Source organism: Acinetobacter sp. YH12227, from assembly GCF_013417785.1.
Classification (GTDB): domain Bacteria; phylum Pseudomonadota; class Gammaproteobacteria; order Pseudomonadales; family Moraxellaceae; genus Acinetobacter; species Acinetobacter gandensis.
In genome coordinates, this window is the sequence record NZ_VPDH01000031.1 from 1 (window position 1) to 17,102 (window position 17,102).

The following is a 17,102-nucleotide window of genomic DNA, read 5'->3' on the forward strand; positions in this document are numbered from 1 at the left end:
TGGGATGGATTCCCTTTAAAAAGGTGGCTATCAAATATGCCAATGGATATGTCCAGTATGGAAAACACCAATTTAAGCTTTGGGATAGCTACGGTTTAAGCAAATACACGTTAAAAACAGGTTCATTTGTAGAGGATAGCCGTGGGCGTTGGTATGTATGTCTTGTTGTTGAATCGCCTAAGCAAGATAAATCGACAGCAACCAAAGCGATTGGTATTGATCTAGGCTTAAAAGATATTGCCACCTGTTCTGATGGCACTGTAATTTCAAATCCAAAATTCTATCGAAAATATGAGCAGAAATTAGGTATTGCTCAGAGAGCCAGGAATAAGAAGCGTGTTCGTGCATTACACGCCAAGATTGCAAATAGTCGAAAAGATCATTTGCATAAAGCAAGCACCAAGCTTGTGAATGAAAATGCATTGATTATTGTAGGTGACTTGAGTGCTAAAAAATTAGTAAAAACCAAAATGGCAAAATCTGTTTTGGATACAGGATTTTCTGCACTAAAAACAATGCTCAAGTATAAATGCGAAAACGCAGGCGTATTGTTTGAAGAAGTCCAAGAAGCCTATACCACCCAAATCTGTTCGTGCTGCGGTGAGATCACCTCAAGTAGTCCAAAAGTAGGACAGATCTTGGAATAAGAGAATGGGAGTGCATGAGCTGTGGTACAGCTCATGATCGAGATATAAACTCAGCTCTAAACATTCTTGCGCTTGGGCATAAGCGTCTAGCTGTAGGAATCACCCTTTTTTAAGGGGGTGAGGATGTCAAATCGCGATTTAGAAAATGTAAGCTGTCTTTTAGTCGATTGAAATCAACTTTAAAGACCTAATATTTTGATAATGCTGTTACTGTCGGAATTCACCAAAATATAGTCGTTGTTAATTTTGTACCATTGTTGATTCCGTGATGGTTTTGGTAGGTTATGGTCTTTGTATTCAACTTTATAACCATTGCCTCGATAATGTTGAGGCATGACATAACCAGTTTGCCACTTATGTTGTTGTAGACGTTTGACTCCGCGCTGTTCGCGCATACGGCGTCGATCTTCAATATCGTCATCGTCCTGAGAAGCACGGAAATCACGGTCTTTTTTCATATGACCATAGGCATTACCGCGTGGGCCATCAAAGCCACGTTCATCGTTATTGAAGTGAGGAGCCGCAGACGAAAGACTGCTTGCCATTAAAGCACTGAAAGAAATAGCCAAAATAGGCAAAATCTTTTTCATGTTCAACCCTCATAAAGTTATTGATCTTCAATACAACTACTGTACGCATTAATTGCAGAGAAACTGTGAAGAAAAATGATTATTTATTTAAATAAAACGAAGAGAATACGGATATTATGCGATAAAACAGCGCACAAGAACAATCGCTTATCAAAAGTGGTTGCACCTCACTGCATTAAAGCCTGCAATTTAAAACGCAAGATCGATTAAAATCAGATAAAGCTCAAAATCAAAACGTAGATAAAAAAATGCCCATCAGGTGTCGATGGGCAAAAAGGTGGAAGGGGTTAGAGCGTGCGGCAAAATATCTGAACATTAGTACCACTGGTCATTGAGTAATTGCAGTGAGTTAACGGCTTGAGCAACAGCTTCTGCTTGGCCTGCATCATCCATCGCATTAATTAAATTTTCAGTCAGTTGCATACGCTCAATAGAGCGAATGGTTTCGGTTTTACGAATTTGATCTGCCATGTGTTCAGCTCCTTGTATAACGTTTTGGTTTGCGGAGCATATTAAGCGTTTTTAATTAATATGAAAAACCGAATATAATTATAAAAATGATTTAAAAATACGATTAATCTTGGTTTTAATTTTTTAATTCATTTGAATACACAAAAAAAGGGCATGTGAAATGCCCTTAATGGCTTTTTTTGCGGGTCGCTAATGGCCCTGCTGCAGTAGGTTTCGTGCAGATTAATAGGCGTATTTGAGGTCTGTATAATCATTCAATGATTTTTGAATGTGTGCTTGAATGAACTCATTAACATCTTCTGGGGTCATAGCTGCCCCTTGCTTGGTAATCACATGTTCAAATGGGGCTTGTTCAGCAGCCGTAATGCGATAAACAAAGTTCGTCACCACTTGATAGGTCGATTCCAGTTTTTGAATGCAAGTTACATAGAAATAACCATGTTCAAAATTGAGGTCGGTATGCGAAAAAATGAACTGTTCAAAGAGTTTGGCATTTTGACCATCTTCTAATGCTTGTAGGTCATCCACAACACTTGGGTCAAACTTCATGCCATATTTTGCTGAAATGGGCTGACCATCTACCAGTAAGTTGATCATGCCATCTTCTGTAGGGCTTACCGTAATATTGCTAAAATCAGACATGAGAGATTCCATGGTTTTTGAGATTGCTGACAAGTATCAGCAAATTTTATAAAAACTCAAGCCGACTTTATGTCAGGTATGACCCTAAAGGTAGTTAACCCGCATATTTTTTGAATTTTACCAACGCAAATTAAAAGTTTGTTTATTAAAAAAAAGGAAGCCATGGCTTCCTTTTTTTGTTCATCGCAGTGATGTTAATCCTGTGCGTCGATGCTTTCACCATTTAGATGTAAGCTGTCATCGCCCATTAAATATAAATATGCGGGCATGATGCTTTCAGGCGTTGGTAAAGTTTTTGGATCTTCATCTGGATAGGCTTTGGCACGCATCGCGGTACGTGTTGCCCCTGGGTTAATGCAGTTGAAGCGAATATTCGGATGTACATTTTCTTTTGCGAATAAAGTGCTGACCGCTTCAATGGCAATTTTTGAAACCGAATATGCGCCCCAACGTTCACGTGCTTCACGACCTACACCCGAACTGGCAAAGACTACCGAAGCATGTTCAGATTTTTCCAATAGCGGCATCAGTTCTTGGGTCAATAGAAATGGTGCACGCAAGTTCACCGCCATCACATCATCCCAAACATCGGCAGGGTAGTTGGCAAGTTCAGTGCGCTCACCCAAAATGCCTGCATTATGCAAAATACCATCTAAACGGCCGAACTGCTTTTCAAGGGTATCGACCAACAATTCATAATCACGAGGAGAAGCACTAGAAAGTTGTAAGGGTAAAATTGCTGGCTGCGGCGCACCTAAGCCTTCAATTTCATCGTAAATGACTTCTAGTTTATTCAGGGTGCGTCCATGTAAAACCACAGTTGCACCATGTAGGGCATAGCTGAGCGCTGCTGCACGGCCAATACCATCGCCCGCACCTGTAATCAGGATGATACGATCTTTGAGTAGATCGGGGCGAGGCTGATACTCTGAATATTTCATATGACCTCCTCGTATTATTCTGTTGTTTTATCTATCGTTATAAAGTCGCTGATGCTGGGTTGAGGGTTGGGATCACCAATTCACGCACAACCTGATGCAGTTCAGATACAGTGTTCACTATACAATCTGCCTGCCATGCTGTTAAGTCATCTTTGTGCTGTAACGGTAAATATCCGTAAGCAGCCAAAATGGTATACATGTGGGCATTACGGCCTGCATCAATATCACGTGGATGATCACCCACATAAATACAGTCTTGCACGTCGGTCTGAATCTGCTTTGCAGCCAGAAACATCGGTTCTGGATCTGGTTTGGTTTTGCTAACATCATCAGGACACACCAATACCGCATAGCGTTCTGTTAAGTTTAGCGCTTTAAGCAAAGCTTCACTGAGCCAGCGTGGTTTGTTGGTGACAATGCCCCACGGAATTTGATGTTGTTCTAACTCTGCGAGTAGTGGATACATGCCTTCAAACAGGTCGGTATCAACTGCAATATCAGCACCATACAGATCTAGAAAGCGTTGACGATGTGCCAGAAAGACAGGATCTTCAACATCTAGTTCTGGATAGACCAATTTGACCATGGCACGTGCACCTTCTGACACTTGCACACGGATATCATCGGCAGCCACCACCGCACAGCCTTTTTCACGGCACATGTCTTGAATAATACGTATAAAATCCGCAGCGGTATCAATCAGTGTGCCATCAAGGTCAAACAGTACAGCTTTCATTACACACCTGCTTTTGTGGTATGTACCATGTAGTTCACATCGACATTTGGCGCTAACCAGTAGCGTTTAGTGATCGGGTTGTAATGTAGGCCAGTCATATCTTTGAGCTGTAATTCTGCACCGCGAATATCGTGAGCCAATTCAGACGGCTTAATGAATTTTGAATAATCGTGTGTGCCTTTAGCCAACATGCGTAAAATATATTCAGCACCAATAATCGCAAATAAATAAGATTTTGGATTACGGTTAATGGTCGAAAAGAATACATGACCACCAGGCTTAACCAATTTTTGACATGCCAAAATAATCGATGCAGGGTCAGGTACGTGTTCGAGCATTTCCATGCAAGTCACTACGTCGTATTGTCCGGCTTGTTCTTCAGCCAGTTGCTCTACAGGTACTTGGCGATATTCAATATTTTGTACATTTTCTTGTTCAGCATGGAGACGTGCCACATTTAATGGTGCTGCCCCCATATCAATGCCAAGGACTTGAGCACCACGACGTGCCATACTTTCGGCCAAGATACCGCCACCACAACCAACGTCTAAAACTTTTTTGCCTGTGATACCACCTGAATGTTCATCAATCCAGTTTAAACGTAGTGGATTGATCATATGCAGAGGACGGAACTCAGAATGCTGATCCCACCATATAGCAGCGAACGCTTCAAATTTAGCAATTTCTTGTGGATCAACATTCAATTGCGACATCGGTGTCACCTCAATCAAGTCTTTATAATTTAGAAAAAAGTTTAATGTGAGTTAGTGTAGCGTGTCTTGTAAAAAAAGCGATAAAAGCAGTAAAAAAGTTCACAGAATGAAAACGAAATCGACAGATTTGATTTATAGTGTCGTCATAAACTAATCATAATGATTTTGAGGACGATAAGTTCAATGAAAAAATTCCTTTTAGGCAGTATCGCTACAGCAGTTCTTGCATTTTCTGGCAGTGCCATGGCAGCTCAATTTGTTGCGGGGACAGATTACACCGTTATTCCAAAACCTATAAAAGTAGAACGTCCGGGTAAAATTGAAGTCCGTGAATTCTTTTGGTATGGCTGCCCACATTGCTTCACATTAGAACCACATATGCAAACTTGGTTAAAGCAATTACCGAAAGACGTTCGTTTTGTGCGTACACCAGCAGCAATGAATCCGCTTTGGGAACAAGGCGCACGCGCTTACTATGCATCTGAAGCATTGGGCGTACGTCAACAAGCGCATTTACAATTGTTCCATGACATTCATGCAGGTCAGAAAAATATTTTAGAACAAGGTGCCTTTGCGAAGTTCTATACGCGTTATGGTGTACCTGAAGCGAAATTTAACAGTACTTTCAAATCATTTGGTGTGTCATCTAAAATTGCGCAAGCAAAAAGTTTAGCGGCACAGTATCAATTGAGTGGTGTTCCAGCCATTACTGTGAATGGTAAATATATCGTACAAGGTGAAGATGCACGTACCGTTGAAATCGTGAAATATCTTGTAGATAAAGAACGTAAAGCAAAATAATTCTTTTGCTGAATAGAAAGGCCGCAATCATGCGGCTTTTTTTATGTGTACAGGGCTATGATTTTTAAATGTAGTCTGAACAGCGTGCTAACCATTTGTTGAAGACGTCGTAACTGATCTGTCCCAATTTAAGATACCGCGAAACAGCAGTTGCACTTGGGTTTGCGCTTGGCGACGGCATTGTTGCAATGCCTGTTCCCGTAGATCGAGGTCTGATTGACGATGTACGTCGATCCACTGCATTGCCCATCCGAGTGCTAATTCAAATAAAATCTTTGCCAATACATTAAGATCTTGTTCAGACTGAATATGTTGGGTGGCTTCAACTTGTGAAAGGGCTTGGGCGAGGTCTGTACCAAGAAAATCAAATTCGCGGGCAATTGCTTGCCTTAATGCATTTGAGCCACCCCAACGTTCGGCAATGAGAAACATCCATGCTTCGGGGAACTCATCCACAGACTCAAATAAGTAGTCCAAGCTTTGCCGAGTTTGTGCATTGGCCTGTTGAAAATACTGTTGACGCATATGCGTTAACATACTTTTTAAATGTAATGCCATATGATCGACCAACTCTAAACCAAGTTGATCCATGTCTTTAAAATGTCGATAGAATGCTGCGGGAACTAAACCCACATGGCGGGAAATTTCACGTAAGCTGAGACTACTAAATGCACGGCCTGATGTGCTTAATGCAAGAGCCGCATCAAGGATCGCTTTACGACTTTGTTGCTTACGTTCTTCCCGTATCGACATGCAATTCTTCCTGAATTTTTGCGAAACTTAAGTCTAACAAATTTCATTTGAGCACACGAAGCAGAATATTTTGCTAACGTAGCATGGCAGATGAATGGATTTTGTAAATGCAGTGCCTGCGATTCCGAATCTTGGGATGGCTTCTGTTATAATGTGTCGCAACAAATTTCAGTCAGATTCAAGGAATCATTATGCGTATCGACCAACGAGCATTAGATCAATTACGTGAAGTTAAAATTACCCGTAACTACACACGTTATGCGGAAGGTTCAGTATTGGTTGAATTTGGTCATACAAAAGTTCTTTGTACTGCAAGTGTCGATAACTCAGTGCCACGTTTTTTAAAAGGTAAAGGTCAAGGCTGGGTAACTGCGGAATACGGCATGCTTCCACGTTCTACGCATACCCGTAGTGACCGTGAAGCAGCACGTGGTAAACAAAGTGGTCGTACACAAGAAATCCAACGTTTGATCGGTCGTAGCTTACGTGCCATGGTTGATTTGAAAAAACTAGGCGAGAATACTATTAGCATCGACTGTGACGTGATTCAAGCCGATGGCGGTACACGTACTGCATCAATTACGGGTGCTGCAGTGGCATTAATTGATGCCATGAATTTCTTGCTTGAAAATAAAAAAATCAAACAAGATCCGCTTAAAGGCTTAGTTGCAGCGGTTTCTGTAGGTATGTATCAAGATGAAGCATTACTTGATCTTTGCTATGAAGAAGACTCAAACTGCCAAACTGACTTAAATGTGGTCATGACACAAGCAGGTGAGTTTATTGAACTTCAAGGCACAGCTGAAGACAAACCATTTACGCGTGCACAGTGTAATGAAATGCTTGAACTGGCTGAAAAAGGTATTCAAGAGTTGATTAAGAAACAACAAGAAGCTTTGGGTTGGTAAGATTTACTCAAGCTTAAGTTGATAAAAGCACCTTCGGGTGCTTTTTTTGTTTTTAAGTTGGGTGAGTAATATCAACTGACAAATTAAAACCGAAAAGCGCTATTGTTGGCAGCAAAGTTTCAGCACAGTATGAAGAATAGAATAACAAGGAGAAAATAATGAAAGCGTTATTGATCGGTTTTTCATTGTTGGGACTTTTAGGACTGAGTGCTTGTGATGTTTCCAATTCAAAAGATGAGGATAAAGAGCGCTCTGTTTTGTCATCAGATCGTGATCATGACAATGAGCAAAATGATGATGATCGTGATGCTAAAGCTGATCAAGATCAGGATGAAGAGCGAGAAGAGAATTCAAAAGACAAAGATGATGATTAAAAGGAATCATCTTAAAAAGGGTGCTGATGAGCACCCTTTTTTTAAATGGATTTAATTTTGGTAACGTTTAAGCATTAAAGCGCATAGATAGGTCAATTGCTTTCACATCTTTGGTTAAAACACCCATCGAAATATAGTCAACACCCGTTGTCGCCACTTCACGTAAATTCGCAATAGTAATGTTGCCAGAGGCTTCTAATTTACAACGTCCTGCAACATGCTTTACGGCATCAATCATTTGTTGCTGAGTAAAGTTATCTAGCATCACAATATCCGCACCAGCGTCTAAAGCCTGATTAAGTTCATCCCAAGTTTCCACTTCCACTTCAACGGGTTTACCCGGTGCAATCGTATGCGCTTTAGCAATAGCTTGGCGAATGCCACCAGCAGCCATGATGTGGTTTTCTTTAATCAAAAAGGCATCAAATAAACCTAAGCGATGGTTTTGACCTCCACCAACAGCGACAGCATATTTCTGAGCAATACGTAAGCCTGGCAGCGTTTTACGCGTATCTAATAAGCGAGTATTTAAACCTTCCAGTTGTTTAACATATTCAGCTGTTTTAGTGGCTACAGCCGATAAGGTTTGCACAAAATTTAGTGCAGGGCGTTCAACGGTTAATAGGCTACGTGCAGAACCTGCTAATTTTAAGAAAGCCTCACCTGCTGCGACACGTTCCCCATCATTTTTTAACCATGTGACTTGTACACTTGCATCAAAAGTTTGAATGAGGGCATTGACCCACGGTTGCCCTGCTAGCACCATATCTTCACGACTAATAATTGTTGCGGTCGCTTGTTCATCTTCTGGAGTTAAAAGGGCAGTGATATCACCCGAACCAATATCTTCTTGTAGTGCTTGTTGAATATTGATTTGGATAGATTGTTCAAGCAAAGATTGCGATATGCTCATAAGAAATTCCGTATCTTTTTTAACCCGAGAAAATGTGCGCGCTATATTAGCATTGTTCATGAAAAATGAGCGATTTTTAACAGCAATCACAAACATGAATTGAGAAATATCAGTGAAAGTTTTAGCATGAATGCCTTTAGGCTCTGATCTAAAATTCACGAGCAATGCAGACTCAGGATCACTTTATGTCACAGGCAACTACATTTCAGGTTCAGGATGGGCAACTTATCGGTGCACGGCAAGTTCCATCACCGAACTTTAATCAGCGTCCCGCAGATACTGAAATTCAACTTGTGGTGATTCACAATATTAGCTTGCCACCTTCCCAATTTGGGGGTGGCTATATTGAGCAGTTTTTTCAAAATCAATTAGATTGGTCGGTGCATCCGTATTTTCAAACCATTGAAGGTATGGAGGTTTCTACCCATTTATTGATCTTGCGTACAGGTGAAGTACTGCAATTTGTGAATTTTAACGATCGTGCTTGGCATGCAGGGCGTTCTACTTATTTAGCACAAAAAGAATGTAATGATTATTCGATTGGGATTGAGCTGGAGGGCAGTGATGACTTGCCTTTCGAACCTGTGCAATATGATGTATTGACTCAAGTGGTGGCATGTTTGCAGCAGGTTTATCCAAAAATTCAACAACATATCGCCGGACACTCAGATATTGCACCGGGACGTAAAACTGATCCAGGTCCATTTTTTGAGTGGAACGCTTTTCGTCAACAGCTGCATCATTTTAAAAACAAATAAACAATACATACTGCGTTTAATAAACCAATGAAATTCCTTGACGAGTTTCATTACAATAGGCGCACTTTAAAAAGCGAGTAAAAGCGATGGCGCTTTGGCGTTCGACTGTCATTGTCAGTGCAATGACAATGCTGTCCCGAGTATTGGGACTGGTACGGGATATTGTCCTGTTAAATGTATTTGGTGCAGGCAAAGACTTCGATACTTTCGTAGTGGCATTTCGTATTCCAAACTTTTTCAGGCGGCTATTTGCAGAAGGGGCATTTTCTCAAGCTTTTATTCCTGTTTTAACCGAATATAAAACCAGTCGAACCCATGCTGAAGTTCAGATTCTCATCAGCCGCGTCTTTGGTTGTTTAGGTCTAGTGATGACCAGTTTGACCTTCGTCGCAATGGTGGCAGCACCTGCCATTATTTATCTGTATGCACCTGGCTTCCATGGTGATGCAGACAAGTTTGCTTTGGCAACTGATATGTTCCGCTTGACCATACCATATTTACTGTTCATGTCGCTGACGGCCTTTGCCAGCAGTATTTTGAACAGTTATGGCTCTTTCAGTACGCCGGCCTTTGCTCCCGTGTTGCTGAATGTGGCAATGATTGCGGGTGCGTTGTGGTTAACGCCGTACATGGCCGAACCGATTATGGCACTCGGTTGGTCAGTGGTTGCAGCCGGTTTCTTACAATTGGCGATTCAGATTCCTGAATTGTGGCGTAAGAAATTACTTATTCCACCCAAAGTAGACTTCAAACACGAAGGTGTCGATCGCATCATGAAGTTGATGCTGCCTGCATTGTTTGGTGTTTCTGTTACCCAGATTAATCTATTGCTGAACACCATTTGGGCATCATTCATGCAAGATGGTTCGGTGTCATGGTTATACAGTGCCGAACGGATGACCGAATTGCCATTGGGCTTAATTGGTGTCGCGATAGGTACTGTAATTTTACCTTCGTTGTCTGCGCGTCATGCTGAACAAGATCAAGAAAAATTCCGTAAGATGATTGACTGGGCGGCGAAAGTGATTGTATTGGTGGGATTACCTGCCAGTATTGCGCTGTTTATGTTATCTACCCCAATTATTCAGGCTTTATTTGAACGTGGTCAATTTACCTTTGAAGATACACAAATGACTGCGATGGCACTGCAATGTATGAGTGCCGGCGTGATTTCCTTTATGTTAATTAAAGTCTTCGCCCCCGGTTTTTATGCGCAGCAAGACACTAAAACGCCAGTACGTGTGGGTCTAATGGCGGTTGCAGCCAATGCCATTTTAAACGTGGTATTCATTGGTTTCTTTAAACTGATTGATTGGCATGCAGAGCATATGGCCTTGGCATTAGCCTCATCAGGTTCTGCTTTAGTCAACGCGGGTATGCTGTATTTCTACTTACACAAACGCAATATTTTCCGTTTTGGCACACATTGGAAAAAACTGATCTTACAGTTTGCATTGGCCAATGCGGCAATGATTGCTGCTTTATGGTATGCCTTAACGTGGTACAACGGCGATGTATCGACTTGGATGCGTGTTGCTGAAGTGATTGGTCTATGTGTGGTAGGTGTCGCAGCTTATGGATTTGCTTTGATTATTACGGGTTTTAGACCACGTCATTTGAAGCCTTAAATTCAAAGTGGATGAACACGTGATCTGATAAAAAAATAAGAGCCATTAAGGCTCTTATTTTTTTATGCTTTAGAATCATGTTCTTTACAATTGAGTGTAGCTAAGTAGCTATGTCGATTTAGTTTCTTTTGTAAATAACGTCTGCAAATAATGTCATATACATTTTCTACAGTCACTTTCGTGTGAAAGTGTAAATGAAACTAAACTTTTCCTCTCGAAAGGAAACCGACGATTGCAAGAATCACTGCAATGACCAATAGAATTACAGCAAAATCTTTTGATAATCCTGCAACACCACCAAAACCAAGCAGACTTGCAATCAGTGCGATGACAGCGAAAATAATAGCCCAGCGGAACATAGTTTTTTCTCCATGTGATTTTTTATTCTGTGTATTCAGTATAGAGAGACTGAACAATGCTCAATGTTATTCTTTTGTTTATTAAATGTTCAATATTCGGTAACGTAGACTGAGATTTTTTGGCGCGCTCAGCTAATATGCGTGCCATATTAGTTTTGAGCTAGATTATGACTGACACACTGCGCCCACATTTTTGGAAAAACTTTGCATTGACGGAGCTTACGCATGACGAGTGGGAAGCCTTATGCGATGGTTGTGGTTTATGTTGTTTGATTAAGCTTGAAGATGAAGATACTCACGAAGTTGCTTATACCAAAGTGGCATGCAAACTTTTAGATTGTCAGACGGCCAGTTGTTCAGATTATCCAAATCGTAAAGAATTTGTACCTGATTGCATTCGTTTAACGCCAGAACAGATTGATCAGTTTCATTGGTTACCGCCAAGCTGCGCCTATCGTCGTATATCGGAAGGCAAAACATTGCCACGTTGGCATCATCTGGTTACAGGAAGTCGTGACAGTATTTTAGCGGCACGTAAGTCCGCAGCAGGCCGTTGTATCAGTGAAGAAGACGTCGATCCTGAAGAGATTGAAGACTACATTGTGCGTTGGGTCCGTTAATGACCTATAGCATCAGTTGATTAAAATTGTTCTTCAATCATGGCGAGAAATTCGTGTTCTGACATGACTTGAAAACCGTGTTGCATCAGTAAGGTTGCTGTAATACCTTGACCTTCAATTTTGGTACGACTAAAACTGCCATCATAAATCGCGTGAGTGCCGCATGAAGGGCTAAATTCTTTGAGTACCACAATGTCAACGTCATGTTGTTGAGCCAGTTTGAGCGTTTGGTATGCGCCTTCAATAAAGGCTTTGCTAACGTCTGTACCTAAAACATCTCTAACTTGAGCATGACCATTTAACACATCGAGTGCGGATCCATTTTGAATTTCAGCAGGTAAACGTGGACAACTCAGACCGCCTAACATTTCAGGACAAGCAGTAATAACTTCATGGGTTTGCATTAAACGTTGCAAACCCCTAAGCGGGATTGATTTGGCATCATAACGAACAGCATGACCAGCGAGACAAGCGCTGATTAAATATTTGAGCGGCATGATTGTGTGTCCTAATGAACTTAGCGACGCAACAGTTGGGTGGTTTTGTCGAAACTAAGTGGACGATAAAAATAGAAGCCTTGACCAATATGACAATCACAGTCCTTTAAGGTCGTGACCTGTTCAGGGTTTTCGATACCTTCTACCAAGATATCGAGTGAAACACTGGCGCCAATTTGAGTGATTGCTTTGACAATTGCGAGGGCAGAGCGATCCGTATGCATACGTTCTACAAAGCTGCGGTCAATTTTAATGCAATCGACCGGATAATTACTCAGTCGGGTCAGTGATGAATGTCCCGTACCAAAATCATCCAAAGAAATATGAATGCCATTTTCTTTGAGCAGGTGTAAAGCACGAATCACATAATTGGCACCACGCTCAGATAAGCTTTGTTCGGTAATTTCCAATTCGACTACTCGAGGAGAGATGCCATACTGCTTAAGGCGTTTTAACAATTTTTCTGCATAGTCATCACGTAAAAATTCGACAGGCGCAGCATTAATCGAAACAGGTAAAGGTTCCAGTCCTTCCTTCATCCACTGTTGCATGTCTTTGAATATTTTAACCTGCATGATTTCGCTGATACGTGACGCCAATTCATAATCTTGAAATGCTGCGAATATGTGCGAGGGAAGTTGTAATTCTTGATTTTCATCATACCAACGCAGTAAAGCTTCGAAACCGACCACTTTACTGTTTGAAAGCCGAACTTTAGGTTGGTAATACGGTACGATTTGATCAGATTTGATAATACTTCGGGCCAATGTAAGCTGACGTGTGGTTTCTTCGAGTGCTTTAAACATGGTCTGGGTAAACATACGCACACCACCACGACCACTGATTTTTAAATCATTTAATGCAATATCTGCACATTTTAAAAGGTTCGAAGTGCTCTGGGCATCACGAGGATAGAGTGAACAGCCTATACTCATGCCACTATTGATAAATTGCCCCATATAACTAATGGGGATTTCCATTTGGGCACAAGCGATTCGCGCTATCTCTAGCAGTTGCTCTTGTGTATGTAGGTTCGGAATCAGAATGGCAAATTCATCACCGCCTAAACGTGACACTACAATCTCAGAATTAAAACATTTTTGAAAGCGCAGACCTAAGGTATGCAGCAAATGATCGCCAGCAATATGCCCTAAGGTATCGTTTACATGTTTGAAATAGTCTAAATCAATTAACAATAATCCAAGCTGCTGATGCTTATCACGTGCAAGTTTCAAATTATTTTTAAAAACACGGCTAAATGCATGTCGGTTCAGTAAACCAGTTAGATCATCTTGTTCGATGATTTGTTGCAGCTTGCTTTCAGCTTGGCGTTGTAATGTTACGTCTCGAGAGACACAGAGAATTTCTTTCACTTGACCAAATTGATCCAATACTGGAGTCAACATATTGTCCCAATAAGCCGCAGGTTCATTTTCGAGCTGGCTCATCCCCATAAAGCGCGAGGTTTTACCTTTTGCAGCTTCTGCTAAAGCGATGGTTCCTTTGTCTCGTACCGCCTCAGGCAGTAAATTGAGCCATGTCATGCCAAAGTTTTTTTCATCGGTCGGCACCCCCAGTGCTAAGCAGCCAGCCCTATTCATATGCCGAACCCGACCATCAACACTTAATAGTTTGATGCAATCGACACTGGCATCCAGCATATGATTTCTGCTTTCTACCTGCTGTTGTAATTGCTCAATTAACACATTGACTGGTTCAAGGTCGGTGAATTCGACCATGCAATGGTAGTTATCATGCGCATTTGTGCGATATGACACTTGGATGAGGGTGTTGTGGTAACTTTGGTTAGGTTGTTTAAATAAGACTTTTTGTTGAAAGGATTCTTGCACTTGTTGAGAGCGACGCCACTGTGTTTCAAAATTATGTAAGTCAGTGTCATGAATTAAACTTAACCAGTCCCGATCACTTGGATGATCCATAGCTGAGGGCAGTAATTGTGTTAACGCTGGATTGGCAAAATATTTATTGTCTTTAGTACTGAACCAAACAGGTTGCTGAAATTGAGCGGAAAATTGTTGTCGTTGTAATTGTTCACTACACGATGTTTCGGATAGTGGATTATATAAATCAGAAGGGATATCCGAGCTATGCTGAACTGAGGGTATCTGCTTGTGCTTTAGTGATTGCTTCATACAATCTGTCCAATCTAGGTCAGGCAAGTCGGAAAATAAATCTGCTGCCGATAATACTGTAAATTGAATCAACAGGGATAAGGAGTCTTGTTACATTATAGTTAACATTAACATAAGCATATTTACAGCATAATGCAAAGCAAAAGACATGCATTTTCGACAAAAATATCGTAGTCAAAAGCGGCTAAAATTAAGCCAAGAGATTATTTAAAGGCAGTGTTAGAATAAGTTCAGAACTCCATTTAGCCTGAAATGAAATAATAAGATGTCAGACAGTCATATTCCGCTTCCTGAACGCCTTCGCCCCTATGATTTATCACAGATTATTGGGCAAGATCACCTGTTGGGTGAAGATGCTCCTTTACGTCAAATGATTGATCAAGGACATTTACCTTCGATCATTTTTTGGGGGCCACCTGGGGTCGGTAAGACCACAATTGCATTGTTGTTGGCACAGGCTGTAGATCGTCCATTTATCAGTTTGTCTGCACTGAATACTGGTGTGAAGGAACTACGTGAAATTATTGCTGATGGGGGAGATTTACTGACCCCTGTGGTATTTATTGATGAAATACACCGTTTTAATAAGTCACAACAAGATGCACTGTTAAATGCGGTAGAAAAAGGCAAAATTACTTTAATTGGGGCAACCACAGAAAATCCTTCTTTTGAAGTCAATAATGCCCTGTTGTCGCGTTGCCAAGTTTATACCCTCAATGCATTAAGTGATGAGTCCATTCAAGCCTTATTAAAACATGCACTGGAGCAGGATGCTTTTTTAAAAGAGCGTTATATTCAAATTGAAGAATATGAGGCTTTATTACAATTTGCAGCTGGCGATGCACGTAAGGCACTTAATTTACTCGACTTAATTGCCAGTACCTTTGAGCCAGATGTAGAAAATATCATTAGCAATGCCGTGGTTGTGAAAGTCGCACAGCAAAATATAGCCCGATATGATAAATCAGGTGAGCAGCATTACGATTTGGTATCTGCTTTTATTAAATCCATTCGTGGTAGTGACCCAGATGCGGCCTTGTATTGGATGGCACGTATGCTCAAAGGTGGTGAAGACCCCGTCTTTATTGCACGTCGTATGTTGATTGCTGCTTCAGAAGATATTGGTAATTCCAACCCAAATGCATTATTGCTGGCAGGGGAATGTTTCCGTTCGGTTCAAGCGGTAGGCATGCCTGAATGTCGGATTATTTTGGGACAATGTGCCGTGTATTTGGCGACCAGCGCCAAGAGTAACAGTACTTATTTAGCGATTAATAAAGCGTTAGATTTGGCAGAGAAAACCTCGAATTTACCTGTACCATTACATTTACGTAATGCACCAACCAAAATGATGAAAGAACAGGGTTATGGCGTAGATTATTTATATCCACATCATTACCCAGAGCATTTTGTCTTGCAGGATTATTTACCGCCTGAATTAAAAGGCACAAAACTGTATGAATCGGCACGTAATAAACGCGAAGTAGAAGGTGAGCGCTTACAACAACGCCGTTGGATGCAGGAACAACAGCAGCAGTAAGCTTAGTTAAATTTCAAAGGTGCTTCGGCGCCTTCTTATTTATGTCATCAGCAAAAAAAAGCCCAACTCAGGGCGAGTTGGGCTGAAAAATTAGGATGTCTTTGGGGAGATACATCCTAGAGGGTAGAACGAAACTGGTCGGCATACACAAAGAATCAACATCTTCTGTGCTGCATGGTATGGATGTATATTAATGTGCGGATTAAATAATGTGAAACAGATGATTTTTATGGTTAACATCTGTTTTTTCGATTATTGAATAATCAACTAAATAGGAATAAAAAAAACCGAGCGAAATCGCCCGGTTTTTTTTATTCATTGTGCGAATTAGATATCAGAAAGATCGATACCTAAACGTGCAGCAACTTCTTCATACGCTTCAACAACACCGCCTAAACCTTGACGGAAACGGTCTTTGTCGAGTTTTTTCTTGGTATCTTTGTCCCATAGACGGCAGCCATCTGGAGAGAATTCATCACCCAATACGATGCGGTCATGGAACACACCAAATTCAAGTTTGAAGTCAACAAGAAGCATGTTGCCAGCATCGAATAAACCTTTAAGTACTTCGTTTACTTTGTAAGTTAATTCTTTCATTTGAGCAAGTTGGTCAGCAGTTGCCCAGCCTAAAGCAATCGCTTGTGACTCGTTTACCATTGGGTCGCCTAACGCATCGTCTTTAAAGAACAATTCGAAAGTTGGTGGAGTTAGCTCTTTACCTTCTTCTACACCTAAACGACGGCATAGTGAACCCGCTGCATAGTTACGGATTACGCACTCTACAGGAACCATAGTTAATTTTTTCACTAAAACTTCAGTTGGAGAAAGAAGTTTTTCGAAGTGAGTTTCGATGCCAGCCGCAGCCAATTTTTCCATGATGAAGGCGTTAAAACGGTTGTTCACCTTACCTTTACGATCCAGCTGTTCGATTTTTTCGCCGTTGAATGCAGAAGCATCGTCACGGAAAACTAGGATGAGGTGGTCTGAACTATCTGTTTCATAAACAGATTTCGCTTTACCAGTATAGAGCAAGGTTTGTTTTAACATGAGGGAACCTT

At 41.1% G+C, this 17,102-nt stretch carries 19 protein-coding genes and 1 pseudogene; 8 read left to right on the plus strand and 12 right to left on the minus strand.

The features are described 5' to 3' along the window. Positions 1-760 (plus strand): annotated as a pseudogene (locus FTV09_RS08450) (RNA-guided endonuclease InsQ/TnpB family protein); the annotation flags it as partial. Positions 761-826: 66 nt separating this feature from the next. On the opposite strand, the gene FTV09_RS08455 reads toward FTV09_RS08450, so the two are convergent. From FTV09_RS08455 to ubiG, 6 genes are all read right to left on the minus strand, one after another. Next, the gene (locus FTV09_RS08455) at positions 827-1,237 is read right to left on the minus strand and encodes an RcnB family protein (protein ID WP_067761763.1); all 411 of its coding nucleotides are present in this window, start codon (positions 1,235-1,237) and stop codon (positions 827-829) included. A gap of 315 nt (positions 1,238-1,552) precedes the next feature. After that, positions 1,553-1,708, minus strand: a complete 156-nt coding sequence (locus FTV09_RS08460) for a hypothetical protein (RefSeq protein WP_167348713.1) — start codon at positions 1,706-1,708, stop codon at positions 1,553-1,555. A 222-nt stretch (positions 1,709-1,930) separates the two neighbouring features. Then, positions 1,931-2,350 carry a hypothetical protein gene (locus tag FTV09_RS08465; protein ID WP_180057967.1) on the minus strand — a complete coding sequence of 140 codons (420 nt, stop codon included), beginning with the start codon at positions 2,348-2,350 and terminating at the stop codon, positions 1,931-1,933. Between the two features lie 194 nt (positions 2,351-2,544). Then, on the minus strand, positions 2,545-3,291 hold the full coding sequence (locus tag FTV09_RS08470; RefSeq protein ID WP_067761760.1) for a YciK family oxidoreductase: 747 nt from the start codon (positions 3,289-3,291) through the stop codon (positions 2,545-2,547). 37 nt (positions 3,292-3,328) lie between these two features. Continuing rightward, complete coding sequence (locus tag FTV09_RS08475) at positions 3,329-4,027, minus strand: HAD family hydrolase (protein ID WP_180057969.1); 699 nt, start codon at positions 4,025-4,027, stop codon at positions 3,329-3,331. Next, positions 4,027-4,740 (minus strand): bifunctional 2-polyprenyl-6-hydroxyphenol methylase/3-demethylubiquinol 3-O-methyltransferase UbiG, encoded by a 714-nt coding sequence (gene ubiG / locus FTV09_RS08480; protein ID WP_067761757.1) that lies wholly within the window; start codon positions 4,738-4,740, stop codon positions 4,027-4,029. The genes FTV09_RS08475 and ubiG overlap by 1 nt, the downstream gene beginning before the upstream one ends. A 183-nt stretch (positions 4,741-4,923) precedes the next feature. Between ubiG and FTV09_RS08485 the strand changes: the two genes are divergently transcribed. Next, entirely contained in the window at positions 4,924-5,541 is a 618-nt protein-coding gene (locus tag FTV09_RS08485) for a thiol:disulfide interchange protein DsbA/DsbL (RefSeq protein ID WP_180057971.1), read from the plus strand. Positions 5,542-5,628: 87 nt separating this feature from the next. Here FTV09_RS08485 and FTV09_RS08490 read toward each other — a convergent pair whose 3' ends face one another. Further along, the gene (locus FTV09_RS08490) at positions 5,629-6,294 is read right to left on the minus strand and encodes a TetR family transcriptional regulator (protein WP_180057973.1); all 666 of its coding nucleotides are present in this window, start codon (positions 6,292-6,294) and stop codon (positions 5,629-5,631) included. A 191-nt stretch (positions 6,295-6,485) separates the two neighbouring features. Here FTV09_RS08490 and rph point away from each other — a divergent pair, with 191 nt between their 5' ends. Next, on the plus strand, positions 6,486-7,202 hold the full coding sequence (gene rph / locus FTV09_RS08495) for a ribonuclease PH (RefSeq protein ID WP_067761749.1): 717 nt from the start codon (positions 6,486-6,488) through the stop codon (positions 7,200-7,202). 158 nt (positions 7,203-7,360) lie between these two features. Further along, positions 7,361-7,576: a hypothetical protein gene (locus tag FTV09_RS08500; protein WP_067761747.1), complete on the plus strand. Its 216-nt coding sequence runs from the start codon at positions 7,361-7,363 to the stop codon at positions 7,574-7,576. Between the two features lie 67 nt (positions 7,577-7,643). Here FTV09_RS08500 and nadC read toward each other — a convergent pair whose 3' ends face one another. After that, the gene (gene nadC / locus FTV09_RS08505) at positions 7,644-8,489 is read right to left on the minus strand and encodes a carboxylating nicotinate-nucleotide diphosphorylase (RefSeq protein ID WP_180057975.1); all 846 of its coding nucleotides are present in this window, start codon (positions 8,487-8,489) and stop codon (positions 7,644-7,646) included. Between the two features lie 185 nt (positions 8,490-8,674). Here nadC and ampD point away from each other — a divergent pair, with 185 nt between their 5' ends. Continuing rightward, a complete protein-coding gene (gene ampD / locus FTV09_RS08510; protein ID WP_067761745.1) occupies positions 8,675-9,247 on the plus strand; it encodes a 1,6-anhydro-N-acetylmuramyl-L-alanine amidase AmpD in 573 nt (190 codons plus the stop codon). Between the two features lie 86 nt (positions 9,248-9,333). Beyond that, on the plus strand, positions 9,334-10,875 hold the full coding sequence (gene murJ / locus FTV09_RS08515) for a murein biosynthesis integral membrane protein MurJ (protein WP_067761743.1): 1,542 nt from the start codon (positions 9,334-9,336) through the stop codon (positions 10,873-10,875). Positions 10,876-11,075: 200 nt separating this feature from the next. Here the strand turns inward: murJ and FTV09_RS08520 are convergent, their stop codons facing one another. After that, on the minus strand, positions 11,076-11,234 hold the full coding sequence (locus FTV09_RS08520) for a DUF1328 domain-containing protein (RefSeq protein WP_005006601.1): 159 nt from the start codon (positions 11,232-11,234) through the stop codon (positions 11,076-11,078). A 167-nt stretch (positions 11,235-11,401) separates the two neighbouring features. Here FTV09_RS08520 and FTV09_RS08525 point away from each other — a divergent pair, with 167 nt between their 5' ends. Further along, a complete protein-coding gene (locus FTV09_RS08525; RefSeq protein ID WP_180057976.1) occupies positions 11,402-11,854 on the plus strand; it encodes a YcgN family cysteine cluster protein in 453 nt (150 codons plus the stop codon). A 20-nt stretch (positions 11,855-11,874) separates the two neighbouring features. On the opposite strand, the gene FTV09_RS08530 is transcribed toward FTV09_RS08525, so the two are convergent. Both FTV09_RS08530 and FTV09_RS08535 read right to left on the minus strand, forming a co-directional pair. Next, a complete protein-coding gene (locus tag FTV09_RS08530) occupies positions 11,875-12,351 on the minus strand; it encodes a DUF523 domain-containing protein (protein ID WP_180057978.1) in 477 nt (158 codons plus the stop codon). Positions 12,352-12,371: 20 nt separating this feature from the next. After that, positions 12,372-14,504, minus strand: coding sequence for an EAL domain-containing protein (locus FTV09_RS08535; RefSeq protein ID WP_180057980.1), 2,133 nt, complete (start codon positions 14,502-14,504; stop codon positions 12,372-12,374). Between the two features lie 265 nt (positions 14,505-14,769). Here FTV09_RS08535 and FTV09_RS08540 point away from each other — a divergent pair, with 265 nt between their 5' ends. Further along, on the plus strand, positions 14,770-16,044 hold the full coding sequence (locus FTV09_RS08540) for a replication-associated recombination protein A (RefSeq protein WP_067761737.1): 1,275 nt from the start codon (positions 14,770-14,772) through the stop codon (positions 16,042-16,044). Positions 16,045-16,371: 327 nt separating this feature from the next. On the opposite strand, the gene purC is transcribed toward FTV09_RS08540, so the two are convergent. Then, positions 16,372-17,091 carry a phosphoribosylaminoimidazolesuccinocarboxamide synthase gene (gene purC / locus FTV09_RS08545; RefSeq protein ID WP_067761735.1) on the minus strand — a complete coding sequence of 240 codons (720 nt, stop codon included), beginning with the start codon at positions 17,089-17,091 and terminating at the stop codon, positions 16,372-16,374. Positions 17,092-17,102: the final 11 nt, after the last annotated feature.